At 38.0% G+C, this 18,531-nt stretch carries 18 protein-coding genes; 1 reads left to right on the plus strand and 17 read right to left on the minus strand.

The genetic code is table 11. The features are described from left to right. Positions 1 to 118: 118 nt before the first annotated feature. The 9 genes from T426_RS24525 to T426_RS0120230 all read right to left on the minus strand — a co-directional run bounded on the left by T426_RS24525 (position 119) and on the right by T426_RS0120230 (position 9,769). Positions 119 to 2,329 (minus strand): AAA family ATPase, encoded by a 2,211-nt coding sequence (locus T426_RS24525; protein WP_025866215.1) that lies wholly within the window; start codon positions 2,327 to 2,329, stop codon positions 119 to 121. 184 nt (positions 2,330 to 2,513) lie between these two features. Next, entirely contained in the window at positions 2,514 to 3,185 is a 672-nt protein-coding gene (locus T426_RS0120190; protein ID WP_025866214.1) for a hypothetical protein, read from the minus strand. A 206-nt stretch (positions 3,186 to 3,391) separates the two neighbouring features. Beyond that, positions 3,392 to 4,126, minus strand: a complete 735-nt coding sequence (locus T426_RS0120195) for an NAD(P)-dependent oxidoreductase (RefSeq protein ID WP_025866212.1) — start codon at positions 4,124 to 4,126, stop codon at positions 3,392 to 3,394. A gap of 314 nt (positions 4,127 to 4,440) precedes the next feature. Then, positions 4,441 to 4,971, minus strand: coding sequence for an RDD family protein (locus tag T426_RS0120200; protein WP_025866211.1), 531 nt, complete (start codon positions 4,969 to 4,971; stop codon positions 4,441 to 4,443). Between the two features lie 409 nt (positions 4,972 to 5,380). Further along, a complete protein-coding gene (locus tag T426_RS0120210) occupies positions 5,381 to 6,019 on the minus strand; it encodes a hypothetical protein (protein ID WP_027586207.1) in 639 nt (212 codons plus the stop codon). Positions 6,020 to 6,118: 99 nt separating this feature from the next. Continuing rightward, complete coding sequence (locus T426_RS25645; RefSeq protein ID WP_148303864.1) at positions 6,119 to 6,295, minus strand: dihydrofolate reductase family protein; 177 nt, start codon at positions 6,293 to 6,295, stop codon at positions 6,119 to 6,121. A gap of 179 nt (positions 6,296 to 6,474) precedes the next feature. Next, the gene (locus tag T426_RS0120220) at positions 6,475 to 7,122 is read right to left on the minus strand and encodes a hypothetical protein (RefSeq protein ID WP_148303865.1); all 648 of its coding nucleotides are present in this window, start codon (positions 7,120 to 7,122) and stop codon (positions 6,475 to 6,477) included. Between the two features lie 223 nt (positions 7,123 to 7,345). After that, complete coding sequence (locus T426_RS0120225; protein ID WP_025866108.1) at positions 7,346 to 8,065, minus strand: DUF6624 domain-containing protein; 720 nt, start codon at positions 8,063 to 8,065, stop codon at positions 7,346 to 7,348. Between the two features lie 552 nt (positions 8,066 to 8,617). Beyond that, on the minus strand, positions 8,618 to 9,769 hold the full coding sequence (locus T426_RS0120230; RefSeq protein ID WP_025866110.1) for a transglutaminase-like domain-containing protein: 1,152 nt from the start codon (positions 9,767 to 9,769) through the stop codon (positions 8,618 to 8,620). A gap of 183 nt (positions 9,770 to 9,952) precedes the next feature. On the opposite strand from T426_RS0120230, the gene T426_RS0120235 reads away from it, so the two are divergent. Then, complete coding sequence (locus T426_RS0120235) at positions 9,953 to 10,279, plus strand: hypothetical protein (RefSeq protein ID WP_027586208.1); 327 nt, start codon at positions 9,953 to 9,955, stop codon at positions 10,277 to 10,279. 148 nt (positions 10,280 to 10,427) lie between these two features. Here the strand turns inward: T426_RS0120235 and T426_RS0120240 are convergent, their stop codons facing one another. The 8 genes from T426_RS0120240 to T426_RS25370 form a co-directional block, all read right to left on the minus strand. Then, positions 10,428 to 11,063 (minus strand): hypothetical protein, encoded by a 636-nt coding sequence (locus T426_RS0120240; protein ID WP_025866113.1) that lies wholly within the window; start codon positions 11,061 to 11,063, stop codon positions 10,428 to 10,430. A gap of 174 nt (positions 11,064 to 11,237) precedes the next feature. Next, positions 11,238 to 11,900 (minus strand): hypothetical protein, encoded by a 663-nt coding sequence (locus T426_RS0120245; protein ID WP_025866114.1) that lies wholly within the window; start codon positions 11,898 to 11,900, stop codon positions 11,238 to 11,240. Positions 11,901 to 12,095: 195 nt separating this feature from the next. After that, the gene (locus T426_RS0120250; protein ID WP_148303866.1) at positions 12,096 to 12,755 is read right to left on the minus strand and encodes a hypothetical protein; all 660 of its coding nucleotides are present in this window, start codon (positions 12,753 to 12,755) and stop codon (positions 12,096 to 12,098) included. Positions 12,756 to 13,050: 295 nt separating this feature from the next. Further along, positions 13,051 to 14,592: a serine hydrolase domain-containing protein gene (locus T426_RS0120255; protein WP_036985074.1), complete on the minus strand. Its 1,542-nt coding sequence runs from the start codon at positions 14,590 to 14,592 to the stop codon at positions 13,051 to 13,053. A gap of 671 nt (positions 14,593 to 15,263) precedes the next feature. Further along, positions 15,264 to 15,983 (minus strand): methyltransferase family protein, encoded by a 720-nt coding sequence (locus T426_RS0120260; RefSeq protein WP_025866117.1) that lies wholly within the window; start codon positions 15,981 to 15,983, stop codon positions 15,264 to 15,266. 236 nt (positions 15,984 to 16,219) lie between these two features. Beyond that, complete coding sequence (locus T426_RS0120265) at positions 16,220 to 16,561, minus strand: hypothetical protein (RefSeq protein ID WP_025866118.1); 342 nt, start codon at positions 16,559 to 16,561, stop codon at positions 16,220 to 16,222. A gap of 113 nt (positions 16,562 to 16,674) precedes the next feature. Next, the gene (locus T426_RS0120270) at positions 16,675 to 17,430 is read right to left on the minus strand and encodes a LytR/AlgR family response regulator transcription factor (protein WP_025866119.1); all 756 of its coding nucleotides are present in this window, start codon (positions 17,428 to 17,430) and stop codon (positions 16,675 to 16,677) included. Then, on the minus strand, positions 17,427 to 18,485 hold the full coding sequence (locus tag T426_RS25370; protein ID WP_025866120.1) for a sensor histidine kinase: 1,059 nt from the start codon (positions 18,483 to 18,485) through the stop codon (positions 17,427 to 17,429). Before T426_RS25370 ends, T426_RS0120270 begins: the two co-directional genes overlap by 4 nt. Between the last annotated feature and the right edge of the window lie 46 nt (positions 18,486 to 18,531).

Raw genomic sequence — 18,531 nt, forward strand, 5'->3', positions numbered from 1 at the left:
TTGTCATTGAGGATTTCGGAGAGCATTCATGTTAGCGAGGACTGAACGACTATGCGAGAATCCGCAGATGGTTCTCCCCTATACTATGTGCACCTTGTTAGCAGTATGCCTTTTATTTTCATATTGTTTCCTCCTCTAAATTCATCATCATTTTATAGTGTCCTTCGTGGTTAGTCAGCACAAAAATATCTTTAAATACCTTTTTGTAAGATTCAATTGTTCTGTCTTGAAGTTCAACATATAAGTCATCACTAACACTGTGTGAACCGTCATTAATCCACGAAATTAAAGACCTACATATTTCTTGTTCTTCTTTAGTTTCAAATTTCAGAATTAAATCATCGTCTCCATATTTGCCAAGTAATTTGAAATAATTTTCAATTATTCTCCGCATAATATTTTGGATAGTAAGGCTTGATTTGATTCCTTCGCTTTTCAATTCTTGCCACAGAAGTTCGTAGGATGATTGTATTGGATTATCCATTCCAAAACTCTGCAAACTTGTGACCTTTTCATTTTTCCTTAAAATCCAAAAGTTCGTATTGTTGCAAAATTTTGTTCTCCCATCTATAAAAGAAACTTCTTTGTGGAAATATACATTGTGAGTTAATAGGATTAACTGTTTTATGTTTCCCGTATCTGCTTTTATATTCTTGATTATTTCTTTGATAAGAGTACTTACCACAAATAAAACATTACTGTCTAAGCTGGAAATTGGGTCGTCAATTACTAGGACTCTTTCAGTATTTACTTCATCTTCAGAAATCCCACCTTTTGCAAGCTGCATATAGTACAGGAATGTTATAAAAGTAATTTCTCCTTCGCTTAGCGTTGTTTCTGCAACTGTACCATCTTCACGAAGAATTTGATAAAACCCGTCTTCAGTCGCAGGAACAATTTTAAAGTTAAGGAAACCGTAAGACTTCAAAATTCTATTAATTTCATTAATTGTTGGCTGAATACTTGTAACGTTCTTACTCAGCTCCTTAATTTCAGTGTCTAATTTTTTCTGTTCTAATAACTTCGCTTTGTACTGCGAATCAAGGTTCGCAATACCTTTATCTAAACCACTCTTTTGATTGTTGAATGCAGTTATTTCAGCATTATATTCTTCAATTAGGTACTTCCAAATTGCTTTAATTAGATTATTTTTTTCTCTTGAGTAATTTGTGACAATATCGTTGTGCTTTTTAATTTCTTGGTTGGCTTGAAAAATCAATTCAGTTAATAAATCCGATTGCTCCTTAATTGAAAATAATTCTATGCTTCGACTTGGTTCTTTAATCTTATTTAAAAGATATTCGCTGTTCGTTGTGTTTTGGCTTAACAATGTTTTTAGGTAAGCTGAAAATCTGTCAATGTCAAGTTTTGAATTACTGATAGCTTTTTGATTTACTTCAATTGTATTTAACTGATTAACAATATTTAGGGCTATAGTACTATATTCTTCTTTTAACTCTTTGAGTAGTTTAATGTCATTCAAATATGTTTCATCAAAAAAACTTTCAATTTGTTTCTTAAAATCATCTGTTATAGTTCTCTGTTGACAAAATGGACAAATATCATCTTGGATATACTCTCTACCTTGATTAACCCAATCGTTGATATTTAGCTTTTGAATTAGCTTAGCAATATCTACATCAGCTTTTCCTACAATTATTTTTTTCCAAATTTCATTCTTTTCTATTTCTAAGATTCTTTCAAACGAAATTTGGCTTATAGGTTCAATTTTTTGTGGTTGCTGTCCAAATATTGTTTTTGCTTTTTCTCGTAAATTTTCAAAGCTTTCTAATGGCGAAGTATTAGTTGTTGTTTCCTGTAAAAGTCTGTTCTTAAAAGATTCTTTTTGTAGCGAACCTATAAATGCTTCTTTGAAATTATTTTCATTTTTCTTGTAAACTTTTATCCAAGTAGCTTCTTTGAAATCGTTTTCTAATTTTAACTTATCTGCCTTTAATTTTTCTAAAGTTTCTCTTTTTTGTATTCCGTCAGCCTTAATGGTTTTAAGTTCTTCGCTTTTTTGTTCAATCACTTTGATTTGGTCAGCCGTCGCTTCACCAAGAGTAAATACTCCGTTTAACTTTCCCTTTCCAAAATTTCTAATTCTAAATTCTTTGTTGTAAACCAAGACCTTCAATGGCAATTCATTTTCCCAGGTCAATGAGCAACTATTGAATTTTGGATCTGAGTTATCGTAAGTGAAGTTAGAAATAGTCGTCTTTCCACAACCATTAGCACCATAAATAAAGTTTATCTTTTTCAAGTCGTTAATCTGAACACCTTGATTGTCATATGTTGCTACATCTTTTATGTCAATTGATTCAATCATTTTTTAATTGTGTCTATCTATGGGTTTTGTTTTCCAGGCTTACAGCTAATGATTTTGGCTATGATTTCGGCGTGGACAAATCTGAACGACTTGTCCGTAGAGAAATCGGGTTTTTACAGTCACTATTTTTTCAAATTTGCATGAATGTTACGCTGAATTATCTCTATTGTTGGCCGTTGGCTTCTTATTCTTTCACTTGATTTGCTTTGGTCCACATTGCTAAATCAATTAGTTTTAGATCTGTTATTCTATCGTGTTCCATTACGTTGTCAGTATCGATTTTCTGAAATTCATTTCTTAATTTATTAATTATTAATTCATTTTGACTTATCCATTGTCTGTAGGCTTGACTGATAACCTTAAAGGAAAAATAAAAACCTTCTCTCTTCATTCCCAAATAGTTTTTAATTGGATTGTCAAGAGCACAATACTCATTTGGTTTAAATGTATGCACTAACTTGGCAAAGAATGAACCCAATTCTCGAGGTTTTTTTAATTCACCATGTTTTATCATTGCGGCTGCAAAATGCTCAAAATAAAGTTCAGCTAAATAGTCATTTTTGATAAGTTGTAAGATTGACTCTTTTTTTGTTGTCAACATACCCAAATATCCATTATCAATTCCTTGTAATGAGTACTGTGATTTAAAGTCTCTAAAGAAGTTATCTGAAGTTAAAAAAATGGTTTCGTTGGTCAAGATTTCGAAATAATACTTTTGAAAACTTGTTGATCTTTTGTCAGATAAATGAAAGCTCAAAAGCTCATTAGTTACTTTATCAATAGTATCTGAGTTTATAATCTCAGATACTTTAAAAATGATATTATCTTTATGTCTTTCAATATATTCTTTCATCATCTCATTTTACCTTACCGCCAAATAGTTTAGATGAGTAACAAAACTTCTCCATATCTCAAACAGGGAGTGATATGTGTATCTTTTGTGTTGAGTGGTCAAATTTTCTGTCTTCATATTGTTGGATTCTTTGGTGCATCCAAGTTAACAAAATCTTTTAATTTTCAATAGATGGGCTTTATGGCTGGTGAGCTGGTTGGCGTTTACGATTACCTATTCTTCGGAGCCGTTTGATAGATAACGGGCATTTGTCCCTTCCACCTGCTCCATACGTCGTTGTTGGTGATGAGTTCAGCCATAAAATGACCGACATTGATCCGACTGACGGTTCCGGCATTAAAAATCGCACTTCGTGTGGGGGAAGGATGAACCTCGTATCCGGTGACCTGGTCTTCGTTTACCAAACCATCGGGACGAACCGCTACCCACTCAACGAAACGGTTTGTTTGCCCCATCTGCGTCCGTAAATAATCGGCCGCCTTTTCGTTATCGACATGTGGAGGTAACAATAACCGGAGGATGGCGATGACCAACCGTTGCCCCATCGAAATGGGTTCGTTTAAGTCGCGGTTCCGGTTGCCGGTGGTGTTCATCAATACAAATTTCACGGGCTTACCGGGTGCGTTCTTTTGAATGGCGTTGCAAAGGAGGACGACGGCGTCGGTCACCAGTCGTCGGGGTTTTCCGTATATCCCTTTCCAATTCGGATGATGGCCTAAACAGGAAGCGACGGCATCACAATCGCGGATGTATCCGGCCATTTCATCTACCGTGATTTCGGATACGCTGGCTTGAATGATGGACAGTTGGTCGTTGGTTTTCCAGGCTTCGGGTAATTTCTCCGGTGAACGAACAATCACCTTTACTTTTTGCCGGGAATTGAGCAGTTGCTCCACCAGATGTTTTCCGGTTGCTCCCGTTGCACCAACGACTAATGTTGTCATACCGTGTGTTTATTCATTCATCGAAATAAGGGTCCTATCCGAACAGATACCATCAAGATAAGGAAATTTGCCGGGTTTTGGAGGGAGCGTTTGCGATGGGGAGATTGGGAGAAGGGGAAACTGGGAGAAGGGAGCGGTTGCACTGAAACCGCTATGTATTATGACTGCTTGTTACCACAGGTTATTTTTCTTTTTTGTCGGTTTGTATTCTTGAGATTCAACATATAAATACTGGCGGTTCAAAAACTTATTTTTCTAATCTTTCGTTTCATAACAAATCGTCGAACAACGCTAATCAACTGTAATTATAGCCGTTACCACAACGTTTGTCCAAAATAAATGTATTTATAGGCAATCCCTTCAACAGCAACCAATATTATCGTGCCTAATATCAGTTGCCATATTTTGATTTTCCCTTTTTCAATCTTCAAGTCTTCTATTACTTTATTGAATGGTTTCGGGGAGACTTCTACAATTTTTGATTTTATTATTAAGTCACCCAATCTCTTTTGTGGGGAAAGGGCCATAAAAATTAATTCAATTGGTAATAAAACGATACATGTTGAATTTCTGATAATTGATTGCAATGGTGTTATTGGCTTTAAAGTTTTTGAATCAACGACCTGTAGTCCTAATGCTTTTTTAAATGGGCTTGCTCCGTGAAAAATATCTTTCATGAAAGCGGCTGTCATTATAGGAGTTCCAATAATTAAATGCATTATTTCTGGTTGATAAAAGTCTACTGTTTTATCAATAAGTGTTACAAATGGAAAGGAAATTATTATTAGTACGCCTAAGTCTAAAATGGTTGAAATATATCTTTTGTTCTTATAAATAAAATCCATGTTTAATTTCTTATTTTCCGGGAATTATATTGCTTCAAATGCACCTCAACTAGTTTTTTGCACCAAAACACCCCATATCTCTATTAGGGGAGTGATATGTGTACGTTACGTGTTGATTGGTCGAATTTTCTCTCTTCATGTTGTTGCATGTTAGGTTGGTTCCAAGTTAACAAAATCTTTCGGGTTTTCGAGGGATGGGGTTTCGGGCTGGTGAGATGGTTGGAGAGTTGGGAAGGAGTTATTTGAAATGGCAGCGGTCACTTGCGAGTTGTCGTTGCGTTCCGATACTTTGGCCCCGAATTTTCGGGGAAAGAACGTTAGCGTCCACCAGGACATGACGGTTAAGAAAGGAGAAGAGACAGCGCACGCCGCTGCCTCCACAATGCAATTTGCAAGTTGTTGGTGGTGGTTATTCTTTTCTTTTTTCAAATCTTTTCCCATTCCACACAAACAAGATCCTCTCTGTTTTAATCCACTTCGTAAATTGATCGCTTTGTGGATCGACCTCGTATTCAACACCATTCGTTTCTTTTGGCTTCAAATTGTAGCTTGTGCTCAGCGTAATATTTTCTTCTTTCAAGCTGTCGGGGAGGTTGTCTTTCAAAAACGCTCTTGTTTTTAAATTTTCGGGAAGCCCAAGATTCTCATTTTGTTTTAGCGTTCCATTCTCATAGTCAAATGTGAGCAGAGAATCCTGGTCATATGCTCTTTCTGCTCCACCGTATTTTGAGTAGACAACAACAAAAGAACCGTCAGCCTTTTGAAATCTCCTTAATTCAATGACGATAAATCCACTTTGTCCGGTAGTATAGTAATAATCTAGTCTTATGTAGTCTTTTTCGGCTGAGTAATCAACTTTCATCGTCTCATCACTGTCACCGCCTGGAATCGTGTAGGTCCCTTGCTCTATTAATGAGTCCTTCGCTTCAGTTGTCAATTCGCCAGTGTAACTCAACGGCAGAGCTTTGAAAATTTCCTGAATTGTCTGTCCGAAAGACAAATTTGTCAATGAAAAGATGATTAATGTGATTAATGTTACTCGTCTCATTTTAATTACGGTTAAAGGTTTATGTAAGTGGAGTGCGGGATTAAAAGCTGGAAACGTTCAAAACCGCACGGAACCAATTCGTTTATTCTTTGTGTCATTCTATCTTTTTCGTTTGTCATACAATTGTGTTAAACCGGTGTCAAATGACTTTGCACTCACAAATTCAAGTTGTTGTTCAGGTCTATCGTCTTTGAATAATCTTGTCCCGTCACCAGGCAAAATCGGTATAACTGAGATTATGGATTCGTCTATCAAGTCGTGCTTTAAAAAGTTCATTTTCGGTCTTCATATTGTAGGATTCTTTGGTGCATCAGAGTTAACAAGCTCTTACGGTTTTTCGAGGGATGGGGTTTCGGGAAGGGGGAAGGGGGATGATTCGGAGGGAACAATTTGAAATGGCAAACCGAAGAGATGCCTGTTTGCATGATGAAAACTGGTTTTCGCTCTTAAACCAATTATGAAACCCACAATTCGTCTTCTTTGACAATCTTCCAGGTGTCATCAATTTTAGAAACGTAAACAATAATCCCAAATCCGCACAGTCTTCCACAATAATAACTCATGTAAAAGCATGCTTTGTCTGCCCTATCGTTGATTGCCATTCTTGAAATATGAATCTGAGCAATGGTTTCAAATTCACCTTTCACTTTATCTTTATTTGAAATGTACTCAAACTCATATGCGCCCCGATTTTTGATTAAACTCAGATTCAGTGCTTTTTCATCTCTATCGACTGAAATTAGTGAAGTCACTAGACTTCCAAATTCACTGTCCTCTTGTAAACCTTTTCGTAATCTCTCCGCGGACCTGTTATTTTTGAAATTTATCAGGGAGTCATTCATGAAGACAAATTTCCTCCTCGATATAAACTCTTCCTTCCGTTTGGCAAATTGTTTAAGGTATTTTTTATGATTAGCGCTATCCCGCTTTGTCGCACCCGGAACCGGAGGCGGTGGCGGCGGGAAAAGGCCTAAAGGCTCCTTCCCAATTATGTCGAGAAAAACAGCATTAATTATTTCATGTTCAACATCCGGATCACCATCAAACCGGGTTGGATGAATTGAAACGGAAAGCAACAATATGATTATGGAGATTATTTTCACTTTGCTAGTCATTAGGTCTCATACAAGTTAAGGAAATCTTTTGGGGTTTCCAGGGATGGGGTTTCGGGAAAGGGAGCGGTTTCGGTTGGTAACGGTAAATTGTATGAGTAGTGGCAGAATGCGAAGTGGTTTCTTGTCGCACCGTTACGCAATTGATGCGGGCGACAAATCTTAATTTCATTACAATACGGCAATTATTTATGAGCGCGTGTTGTAGGCAATATTATTTCAACTTTTGTTTCTTCGCTTTTTTTGAACGCTTTTTATCTTTAAAATCGCTTACTTTCAAACTCTTATCCCAAACTACTTTCATTTGATGCATTTCTTCTATCTGTTGCATATAAGAATTAATAGGTTTCAATCCCACAGAAGTTCTTAGTTCATCAACTTTTTCAGGACTTTCAATGGGCCAGATATAAAGCACATTTTTACTTTTAGACGCATCTTTACCTGTCACATAATATACTATATCACCTTTTGTTTGAGTTCCATACTTCTGCGGTTTATTTGCGCTCATTAATATTCGATCTTCAAGAGTTGCAGCGTCAGATTTCGAAATAATTCCTTGATTAGCCTTTTCTTTTACCATTTTAAAATATTTTTCCGAATAGGATTTGCCGCCATGATCAATTACTAGGAAAATGGCTGTATTTGCACTATCTGAAAGATTGTCCGGCCAGCCATAATTGTCTAATAAATTTGCTACATACATTTGATTATTAGTGTCTATTGAGTCCATTTCATTTTTGATTGAAATCAGCTCTATCGATGGTTTTTGCATTGCTTCAATGAGTTTATGTCGAATTTGCTGATCATCATTGCGAATTTTGCACAATTCAATGTCGATTTTCTTTAAATCATACGATTGAGCAAACAGATTACTTATGCTAAAAGGCAATAAATTTACTGATAGAATTAATAAGTATTTATATAGATGTTTCATCTGTAAAAATTATTTATTTCAGGTTTTATTTATAAACGGGCATATTGCCTGCAACCAGTTTAAATGTGTACTAAACCTACCCTATATCTCCAATGCCGGATGATATATGTCCTTTTATGTTGAGCTGCTAAACCATACGGGTGGCTCCTCCCCGCTAACGGGAAGCTGTTCTGCTAAGTCACAAGGCCGAAGAGGATTGGTCGAATTTTCTGTGTTCATGTTGTTGGTTGTTAGGTTCGTCACAAGTTAACAAAATCTTTCGGGTTTCATTTCTCGTTTGGAGAGAAATTCAGCTGGGGCAATGGTTGGCGGTTTACTTCTCGCGCCGGAGTATCGCTTCGTGGGAATTGGAGTGTGTTGGATTGTTTCGAAAACAGATTCTTATGCGGTTTGGTAACGTGTTTCGCATATCGAAAGTAGCGGTATTCGGTGCTACATTCCTGTCTATTGTTCGAATTTTTCCGCCTTCCGGAAAAACCCGAACTCCACCGACCAAGCTATTTTCTATAGGCGCTGTTAGCAAACGTTACTTTGTCAATCGTCTTGTTAAAGCTATTCATATTTAATCCTGATGTTTGTTGGAACTCCTCTTACACCCGATTTATTAATACAAGTTGCAGTAATACTATTAACTCCGGTTTCTAGTACAATATCAAGTTTGTTCTTAACAGTTAATGTTTGTTCGTTAAATGTTACTTCGTATTTTTCAAAGTCAATCATATTATTGTCAAAGCTCAATGTTAGCTTAGGTTTTGCAGCGAATAAAGGCATATTGTTATTGAAGTCTTCTACAGATTTAATAACACATTTTTTAAGTTCATTACTGGTTCTTTCATATTCTTCTTTTGTAAAGTCAATAATAATCATTGTTTGATTTATATTATAATACAGTTCTTTGTAATTATCAGTAAACACAGTTTTCCCCCAAGGCAAAGACTGGAATGTCAAATATTCATTTTTCCCTTCTAACATTAATGCCAACTCATACTGCAAAGAATCGTCCGTCTGCCTGATGCTTATATACCCCAGGTAATTCGTTAAAAAATCTAAATATCCATCTTTCGATATGTTCTTCGTCGCATTTCCACTTCTAACCTTTACTTCTTGCAAGTAACCACCTTCCCTGGCCTTGAAAATCTCATATATGTTTAATGCAATTCCATTATAAGTAAGATAAACATTAAACTGAGGATCAAGAAATATCCATTTCTTTAATTCGTTCGACCATGCTTCGACGGCGACATGTCCCATTTCAGCACCCCCATATGCTGAATTACTGTTTTTCAAGCTTACAACACGAGATGTATGACCACATGCCAATAACACATCATTTAGAACCCTTGCATACTCGACACATCTGTATTTTTCACCATTTTTTGCATTTTGCAGTATCTCGTATGATGATAATGAATCTCCTGTTTTCCAACCATTGTGCTCCCATTGATTGCTGACCCAGTTCATCATATCAAAGAAAAAAGCAGATTCGGTACTAATATTTGCTGTAACATTCGATTCCATCATAGCATAGTCCTTCAGCTTCATGTACTCTTCTGATTTTTCAGGACTTACAGAAACGGTATTGTAAATTCTTTTGTTGAGTATGGGATTGTCAGATTCTACTATTTCAATTTTCTTAAAACTTTGTTGTCCAAGCAGGAACTGATATGATACTATTAAAGGCAGTAAAATAAATAGTCGTTTCATTTCTTATTAATCTTTATAATCATTTGTTTTATAATACAAATGCATCATTATTCGCAACATTAATATACCTGTTAGACCATTACCTTTGTTAAAAGGTTACACATCAATCGAAGAATTTAAATGTTTGCTAACTAGTATGTATCATATAGGGTTGTTATTTCTCTTGTAACAAATTTTCAGGTGTTGTTACACCGACAAAATCAGGGGTATAACAACACCTGGTATGTTGAGTTGCCGAAAACCACATGGGTTGCTGCTCCCCTATACAAATGGGAAGCTGTTCTGCTACGTCACAAGCCCGATGATGAGTGGTCGAGTTTTTCTTTTCTCATTTCACTGGTTGTTAGGACACTCATAAGTTACCAAAATCTTTTCAGTTTCATTTTTCGTTTGGAGAGAAATTCAGCTGGGGCAATGGTTGGCGGTTTACTTTTCGCGCCGGTGTGGCGCCTGGCGGGCATTGGAGTGTGTTGGATTGTTTCGAAAACAGTTTCTTATGCGGTTTGGTAACGGTTGGTACATGTTGTCGGGGCGTTCCGATACTTCGGAATCGGGGAGCGTTCCTGTCCGAAGGACACGGAACTGCGATGCGAGAATCCGCAGTTGGCGTACCACCAAACCCCGCCCTGCAATATGTACCGTGTTGTGCCGTCGTAGTTCATTTTATTTTTTCACTTAATAAATCAATCAAGTCTTTTCTTTTAGTTGAGTCAGGATAAGTAAGAGCAATATTCAAATAAAAATCTTTCTCTTTTCGTGTCATATAATCCTGATATATTATTCCTTTTTCGGTTTGAAATTCAGTATGAAATGAGATATAGTTTTTACCTGAAATAACTATCGTGTCAAATCCGCTTGAAAATTTCATTGGTAATTGATATCTAATCATTTCTTGTTTTGTCCTTTTTAAATAGTCCAACTCTGATGAATATTCATTCTTATTTGCAGGTTTCTCCGCATTCAAGATTATTGTCTGTCTTGCAAAAGTCGAATCAGCGATTGATTTATCCGAAAACATTAACAAATTCAATAAAACATTGTCAGATTCTTCAACGGTCTCTTTGGTTTGATTGTAATCCTTTCCCTTTTCAGAAAATGCATCGTAATATTCTCTGGGGTATACATACCAATCATTCGGAATAGTCAAGTTTATACTAAAATAGTCATTTGTGTAAATTGAATCAGTTAATGTTCCAATAGAATATTTCTCATTAGTTGACTGATTTCCATTTTGGCATGAAGTCAATAAAACGATAATTATTAGTCCAAAAAATCCTTTAATCTTAAGTTTCATTTTAGTAGGTCTCTTTTTTGCTATGCCGTACAACGGTCACTTGTAAGTTGTCGTTGCGGATTTCGAAGAGCGTCAGTGTCCGATAGAACATGACGGTCAAGAAAGGAGCAGAGACAACGCACACCACTGCACCCGCAATGCAATTTGCAATTTGTTGGCGGCAGTTGTTTATGTTCATTCCTCATGATTAGATTTGAAAATACCTATTTCTCTTTTTGAGTCTTCATCATTTATCACAATGAAGTCAGTCAAATTTTTGTCAATTGCGGTATGAACCAGATTGTCTGTAAATATTTTTGTAAAAACATCTTGTGTGATAGAACAAAGTCGGTTGACATTCAAAATAACATGGTCGCTCTCAATGTAAAATAGTTCAGTCCGAGAGTCGAGACTTGAATCATAGGTTATCCCAATCTTTTGTCCTTTTGGGAAAAATCCATGCATTAATCCGTTTCGATAAATAGACCGAAGAAGTTTTAGCTCATTGTCACTAATAGGGGTTGAAGCATAGTCAAAGAACAGTTTGGCACTATTATAAAAATCTCTTCGATAACCAGTCGGATTAATTAATGACCCCAATATTTCAATGCTGGATAAGCACGTCATTGCTAGGGGAATACTACATCGTGATGGCTGTTCTCCATATGTGTAAAAAATGGTAGTGTCAGGATTCAGTGTTGTTTTTAATTGATTCCTGTCATATAGACCATTTCTAACACCCTCAAGATATTCGTTCTCTCCATTGCTTGCTATCAATAGAAGATTTGAGATATCCTTTTGTACGGTTTCAATAAAAAACGCAAGGTATTGTCTTACTTCATGATTTATAGATGTCATGTCCTTTATTTTTTAATAAGTTGTCAAATTCAACGAAACGAATTCCACAATTGCCGCCAACGGTCACTTGTATATGGTCGGGCGGGATTTCTGGAAGAAATCGTGTCAGACCCGCAGGAGGTGGCAACACTGGTTTGACTTGTCAAACCGAGATAAAACCCGCCTGCCATATGACAAATTGTTATAAGCCGTTTTTTATTCATTCGTTATTAGCTTTCGTATTTTATCTTTCACGGTCAAATTTGTAATCACCTTGTCAAATATTTTCATTGACTCGTCTGTTTGTCCAATTTTTGCAAGGAGAAACATTAAAACATATTGAGGATTCGGATGATGAAATCTATAATATGCTTTCTGACTGTTTATCTGATTATTCGCAATTTCAATCAAACCTGTCAGACTATCGCAGCTTAAAAACCATTTTTGAATTTTGTCCTGATTTTTTAAGAACAGATTTTTAAGCGATTTTTCGAATGTTATTTTTCCCCAATGAGATGCAACTCCATCTGTCATTTTCTTACCATCAAAAGAATTTGCATATTCTTCGGTAGAGTCAAATAGATGCAATGAAATTGATTTCTCAGTTCTATTCCATTTTAAAGAATTTGCTGAAATCATAGGTACAAAGTCAAGGCAAACTCCCCAAATTAATGTTCCATGTTCTCCTTTTAAATTTTCATATTTCACAATTTTTCTAATTCCATTTTGCCAGTCTGTGAACCACAAATATTCGCCATTTGATTTAAATCCATAATCCGTTAGCGAGGGAGTCAATATTGAATTTAAAATCTCGATTTTAGTATTTGTATCAACCAAATTCATATTCGATAATGTCGTGATATTTGCGTTTTTCAAAATGGCTTATAACTAGTTTATATGTGTACTAAAACTACTCAATATCTCTATTAAGGGAGTGTTATGTGTACCTTTTGTGTTGAATTGTCAAAAACAATATGAGTTGCTGCTCCCCCATCCAAATGGGAAGCTGTTCTGCTAAGTCACAAGCCCGAAGATGAATGGTCGAATTTACTGTCTTCATTTTGTTGGATTTATGGTGCATCCAAGTTAACAAAATCTTTTCAGTTTTGGGTGGATGGGGTTTCGGGCTGGTGAGGTGGTTGGAGATTTGGGAAAAGGGATGGGTACCTGTTTATTCAAACAGTGGTACCACGTCTTCTATCACCATCGGGACTTTTTGATGGGCCATGCCATTTTCTTCATTGTAATCGGACGACGTAGCTACGACCACCATGTTCAGGTCTCTGATGACCATGATGTACTGTCCGCCATAGCCCAGCGCCAGGAACATATCGTGTTCGTCGCGGCTGCCATGCACCGGATGCTTCCACCACGAGCGGTTGCTTTTCGACCGGCACCACCACTGGTAGCCGTAGTCGAAGAAGGGACTCTCGGCAACATGGGGTTGGGTCGACTCGGCAATCCATTCCTTCGGGACGATTTGTTCGCCATTCCAATTACCGTTATTTAAAACCAGCAAACCAATTTTAGCCATATCTCCCGGAAGCATACGCAGGTCGCTTGCGCAGCGCACCACACCATTTTCTCTTTCCCATTCAAAATTTGAAATACCCAGCTTGTTGAACAGCACCTCTTGGGCCAATTCATCCGCCTGCTTGTTTTCCAGCGAGTAGATGATATCGCCCATCAGATTGGTACAATTACCATTGTATTTGAATTTCTCCCCCGGAGCGGATACCATGGGCAGACTGAGTATTTTTTGCGCCTCTTCGTCAGGACTGTGTGCATCAAAGTCATCCTCGTCCGTAAATCCGGGCGTCATGGTTAAAACATGTTTCAGTGTGATCTTCTCTTTCTCCGGTGTTTTTAATGAATCATACTGCGGAAAGAAACTAAAAACCGGCTGGTCCACATCCATTTTGTTGTGCCGATTCAGTGCTATTCCCAGCAGCAATGAAGTGACACTCTTTGTGCAGGAGTGGATGGGGTGAAGATGGGTCCGGTTGTAGCCGTAAAAATATTCCTCCAGCACCAGTTTCCGATCTTTCAGCACCAAGATGGATTCCAGACGGCCGAACTTCTGCTTGATGATTCTTTCCATCAACCGGTAAAAGGCCGTGGTATCTTTTACATAGTCAAGCAATGAAGCAGTCTGCAGGTAACGATCCAGTTGTTCGGGCTGGTGATATTGATACACCATGCTTCCATGCACATCGGCAGGACGGGGAAAGAACAGCCTGTTTTCATCGGTCTGCTCATCGCGAACGAAATCGAGTTTATTCTCATGAACCCGGTTTGTTGTATCGCCCCAGGCATCGGAATAAGCGACTCCGGTAATCGTCTTCCTATCCTTACCGACGACTCCCCGGTAAACCGCTCCTTCGTTGTAAACAATCTCCAGCTGACGGGTACTGTCGGTATAGGTCACGCTCTTGATGGGCCAATCATCATAAAACCGTTTATCCCACAGGAAACACCCTTGTACCTTCAGGTCACCATACGCCTCTCCGCTGATTCTGATAACCGGTTCCAGAGTGCCGTTGGGAAACTTCAGGGCTGTCTCCGGTGTGACCCGCCACAGTCCGTCGATGGAAACGTAGTGCTTATTGTGTACCGGCTGAGCTTGTTTTGCTTCCGGGCGTCCGGTTGGTTGGCAACCGGTAAGAAAAATGAAAACCCCAATGGCGATGAAAACACAGGTTGCTTTGTTCATGATACGAGTTGTTTTAACAGGTAAGGCTTGTCTTCCGTCGTACATACAGCATGATAACTGATCCGTTCTTTCGTTCGCATTTCACTGGCTGTTAGGTTACAACAAGTTAACGAAATTTCTCCGGCTTTCCGATGGATGGGGTTTCGGAGCGGTGAGATGGTCAAAAGGACAACAAAGGAAATAGTTTCAATGTGGCTACACCACCATTGCGCTCGAAACAGCGAATGTATTTCAATCATGTCCGTCACACGATCGCTATCTCACACACGTTTCCCTACCTGGGGCTCACACCCCGGGCTAATAAGATTTCATCCCTCCGGGATTTAACTCAGATATATGAGGCGCAGGTTATTTATGTTTTGTGTTCGACAATGCTAAGTCCTCCACTTCGCCGGTAGGCGAAAAGTGCGTGAGCCCGTCAAAGTCGCCCGGGCAGGAGAAGGCGGGAGCGGTTTTTTTAGGGGATTCAGGTCGTGGGCCGGAAAGAAAAAACCGTGACGCGGGCAGAAGGATCACTTTGACTTGTTCTTTTCGTTCTTTTGGAACAAGCCAAAAGGACAAAGTGGTTTCTACTATTCGGCTTCGATGGACGTATCCTCTTTGTTTCCTTAGTGGTAAAAAATAGTAACCGCACCCCGACAGTTATCAGGGTGAACACGGAACGGTGTTCCTTAATAGATACCGGGAAACAACCGGTAACGCACGCGGCGTGCATAATCGCGGTACCCCGGCAATTCTTCCTGTAACGTCTGGTCTTCCAGCCGGGTCCTTATCACGGCAATGATCAGGGCGACTATCACCGGAATGATGGTCCAGGCGGACCCCAGCGCCAGTACAATGCCGGGCAGCGCCAACATATTCCCGGCATACCCCGGATGCCGCACGATCCGGTACGGACCGCTGTCACAAACCTGGTGTCCCCGGTCGGTCTGAATACGTACCATGGTTGAAAAGAAGCGGTTTTCGACCATCGCCCATCCCCCGAATGCGTATCCAAGTGCTACGAAGAGGAAGCCGACGATATTGAGCCATATCGGAAACTGGGGTGACCACTCCAGGCGGTGATCGAGCCCCGCCACAATGTATAAGGGGAACGATATGCTCAGTATCATTAATGGAGCCAATACTTTGTCCCACGATTTCACATCCTGGTCTTTTCCAAATTTGCCCCGTTCGGCCAGTAATCCCGGATGCCTCTTTTCGGCCCACAACCGCGGACCGATGGCCGCTACCGTGATCAGCGCTGAATACAACCATCCCTGCCACCAACCCAAATCCCAGGCGCTTAACATGAGCACCAGCGGTACCAGGAGATACGTAATGATTAATCCAGCCAAATATTTGGTGCTTACTGATTGAGGTGCCTTTTGATCAACCTTCTTCGATGCCATAGCGATTCCTCCTTATTCAATGGTGTGTCTTTGCAATCCAGACAGAACGATGATTGGTCCGTTTTCCGTTCTCATTTCGCTGGTTGTTAGGACACTCATAAGTTACCAAAATCTTTTCAATTTTGGGTGGATGGGGGTCCGGGCTGGTAGGATGGTTGGAAATTTGGGGAAGGAACAACTTGAATTAGCAGAACCGGAAGCACGGGCCGAACGCTTAATTGTTGGCATCAGTCTACCTACCGATGCGTTTTATTCAATAGTTCGTTCAACCCTAAAAAGCCGAGCCACAACTTTTGTTGAAGATCAGTTTTACCCGACTCATGAATTAATCGCAATTGTTTACTATTGGTACTTGCATGAATTCCGGCAAACTCCAGGTATTTGCTTAATGGAACTTCGTCTGTTCCATTTATATAGGCATTCATAAATCCAGTGAAATCTGTATGAGCAAGTAAATTGGCTTGATTTAGTATGTCCTGGTTGCCAATTAAGGTATCGGTTCCTGCTGTTTCTTTGTAGAAAAACTGCATCAGGTTATCTAAACTGCGAGCATTCTCTGTGTTATGCCTAATTTGCATATCGACACAGATTCCGGCAAACAGACCACCTCCATAAACAAGTCCCCAATGGTTATCCTTATCAAAACCCTTATTGGTTATACCGTTTGCTACTTGTTGGGTTTTATTGATTTCTATTTATCTATCCATTTTTTAAATTCTCTTACTTTGTCTTTACTCACGATTAAATCATAAATAGGTTTATCACTATTCAATTTAATTTTTAATCTGCTTGATGAATAGCTATGTATATCATCTATTTCATTTATATTAACAATGCAATTTCTATTGATTCTGAAAAACTTATCCGGATCAATTTTTTCCTGTAAATTATCGAGAGAATAGTCAATCGCATAATCTTTATCTGCCAATGTTCTTAGAAATGTAGCTCGTTCCATTATGTAAAAACAAGCAATCTCTTTGTCTGGAATTGATTTATAATTTTCTCCCACTCTTATCAGAAAACGGTTTTTATACCCCTTATTCAATTCATTCAGTAATTGCCTGATCACTTCATTATTTTTTGAAGCATTGTAATGAATTGATTTAAACTTTTCGATAGCTCTACGCAAATTGCTTTCTTCAATGGGTTTTAACAAGTAATCTACACTATTCACTTTAAATGCCGAGAGCATATATTCATCGTAAGCTGTGGTGAAAATAACAGGTATATCAATTTTCATCGTTTCAAACAATTCAAAGCAGAGCCCGTCATCTAGTTGAATATCCATAAATATTAAGTCAGGATTAGGATGGCTCTGAAACCAGTTGATTGTCGATTCAACGGTTTGAGTAATTCCGATAATATTTATATCGGTATCAATTTTCTTTAAAAGACCTACAAGACCTTCAACTGCTGGATTCTCGTTTTCTGTTATTAAAACATTCATATTATTAAAGGGACTTTAACCATAAAATACTCTTCTGATTTTGAAATAATAATTTCTTTGCCCGTTACCAGTCGTATTCGTTCATTCAGATTTTTAAGCCCGATTTTTGTTGAAGCAATTTGAGTGGCCATTTTCTGTATGTTATTATTAACCACAATATACCCGTTTTCCAGATAAATATGAATTATCAATGGTTTGTCAACAGTAGCCATATTGTGTTTTATGGCATTCTCAACCAAAAGCTGCAGTGACACTGGTAATATTTCATGCACATATTCATTCTCTTTGATATCAATATGAAGGGCTATCTTTCCTTCATTTCTTATTTGATGCATATAAAAATAATCCCTTATAAAATCTATTTCCTCTTTCAGCGGGATTTTTGTCCTGGCTGAATTATCAAGAATATACCTGTAAATGATGGATAACTTTGCAGTAAATTGTCCGGCTATTTCAACCTCATTGTTGATTAAAGAAGAGAGTGTATTCAGACTATTAAAAAGAAAATGCGGATTGACCTGATTCTTCAATGTTTCATTTTGAAATATCAAATTTTGCTCTCTCAACTCAAACTCTCTTTTCATGGATTGTTGCCAGGGTACAAAAAAGAATACAGGTATCATAAATAAAAACCCGGTTGCGGCAGTTTTTAAAGTGCCTATTATACTTCCTAAAAACCATGTTAAGGGTGGAATATCATATCCATTGACCAGGTGGAAGAAATATAAATATACTACCACGCTAAAGGTTGCTATTGCGACAGCAACTATATAAAACAACGCTAAACGAAAAAGATATATCCGTGTAACATCTTTCCTTGTTATATCTTTTTTTTCAGAACTAAAATTTAGTATTAAAATTTTCTGAGATATGAAGTAAAGGATTTCCATCAGTATATACATTATTATCAATGTACTGAGAAGGAAATTCGTATTCAGCTGAGCCTTGATTATTAATCCCCAAATAGGTGTAACGACAACACAAAAAAGCAAGAATTTTATGTGTTTGGCGATTCTTTTAGGCAAGTATAAATCTTTAAATCCTCGTGTTTTCATATTTTTAAATTTTGGTAAAATTTTTCTTGAATCAAAGTAAATTCAA

The sequence above is a fragment of the Prolixibacter bellariivorans ATCC BAA-1284 genome (genome assembly GCF_000621705.1).
GTDB classification, from domain to species: Bacteria; Bacteroidota; Bacteroidia; order Bacteroidales; family Prolixibacteraceae; genus Prolixibacter; species Prolixibacter bellariivorans.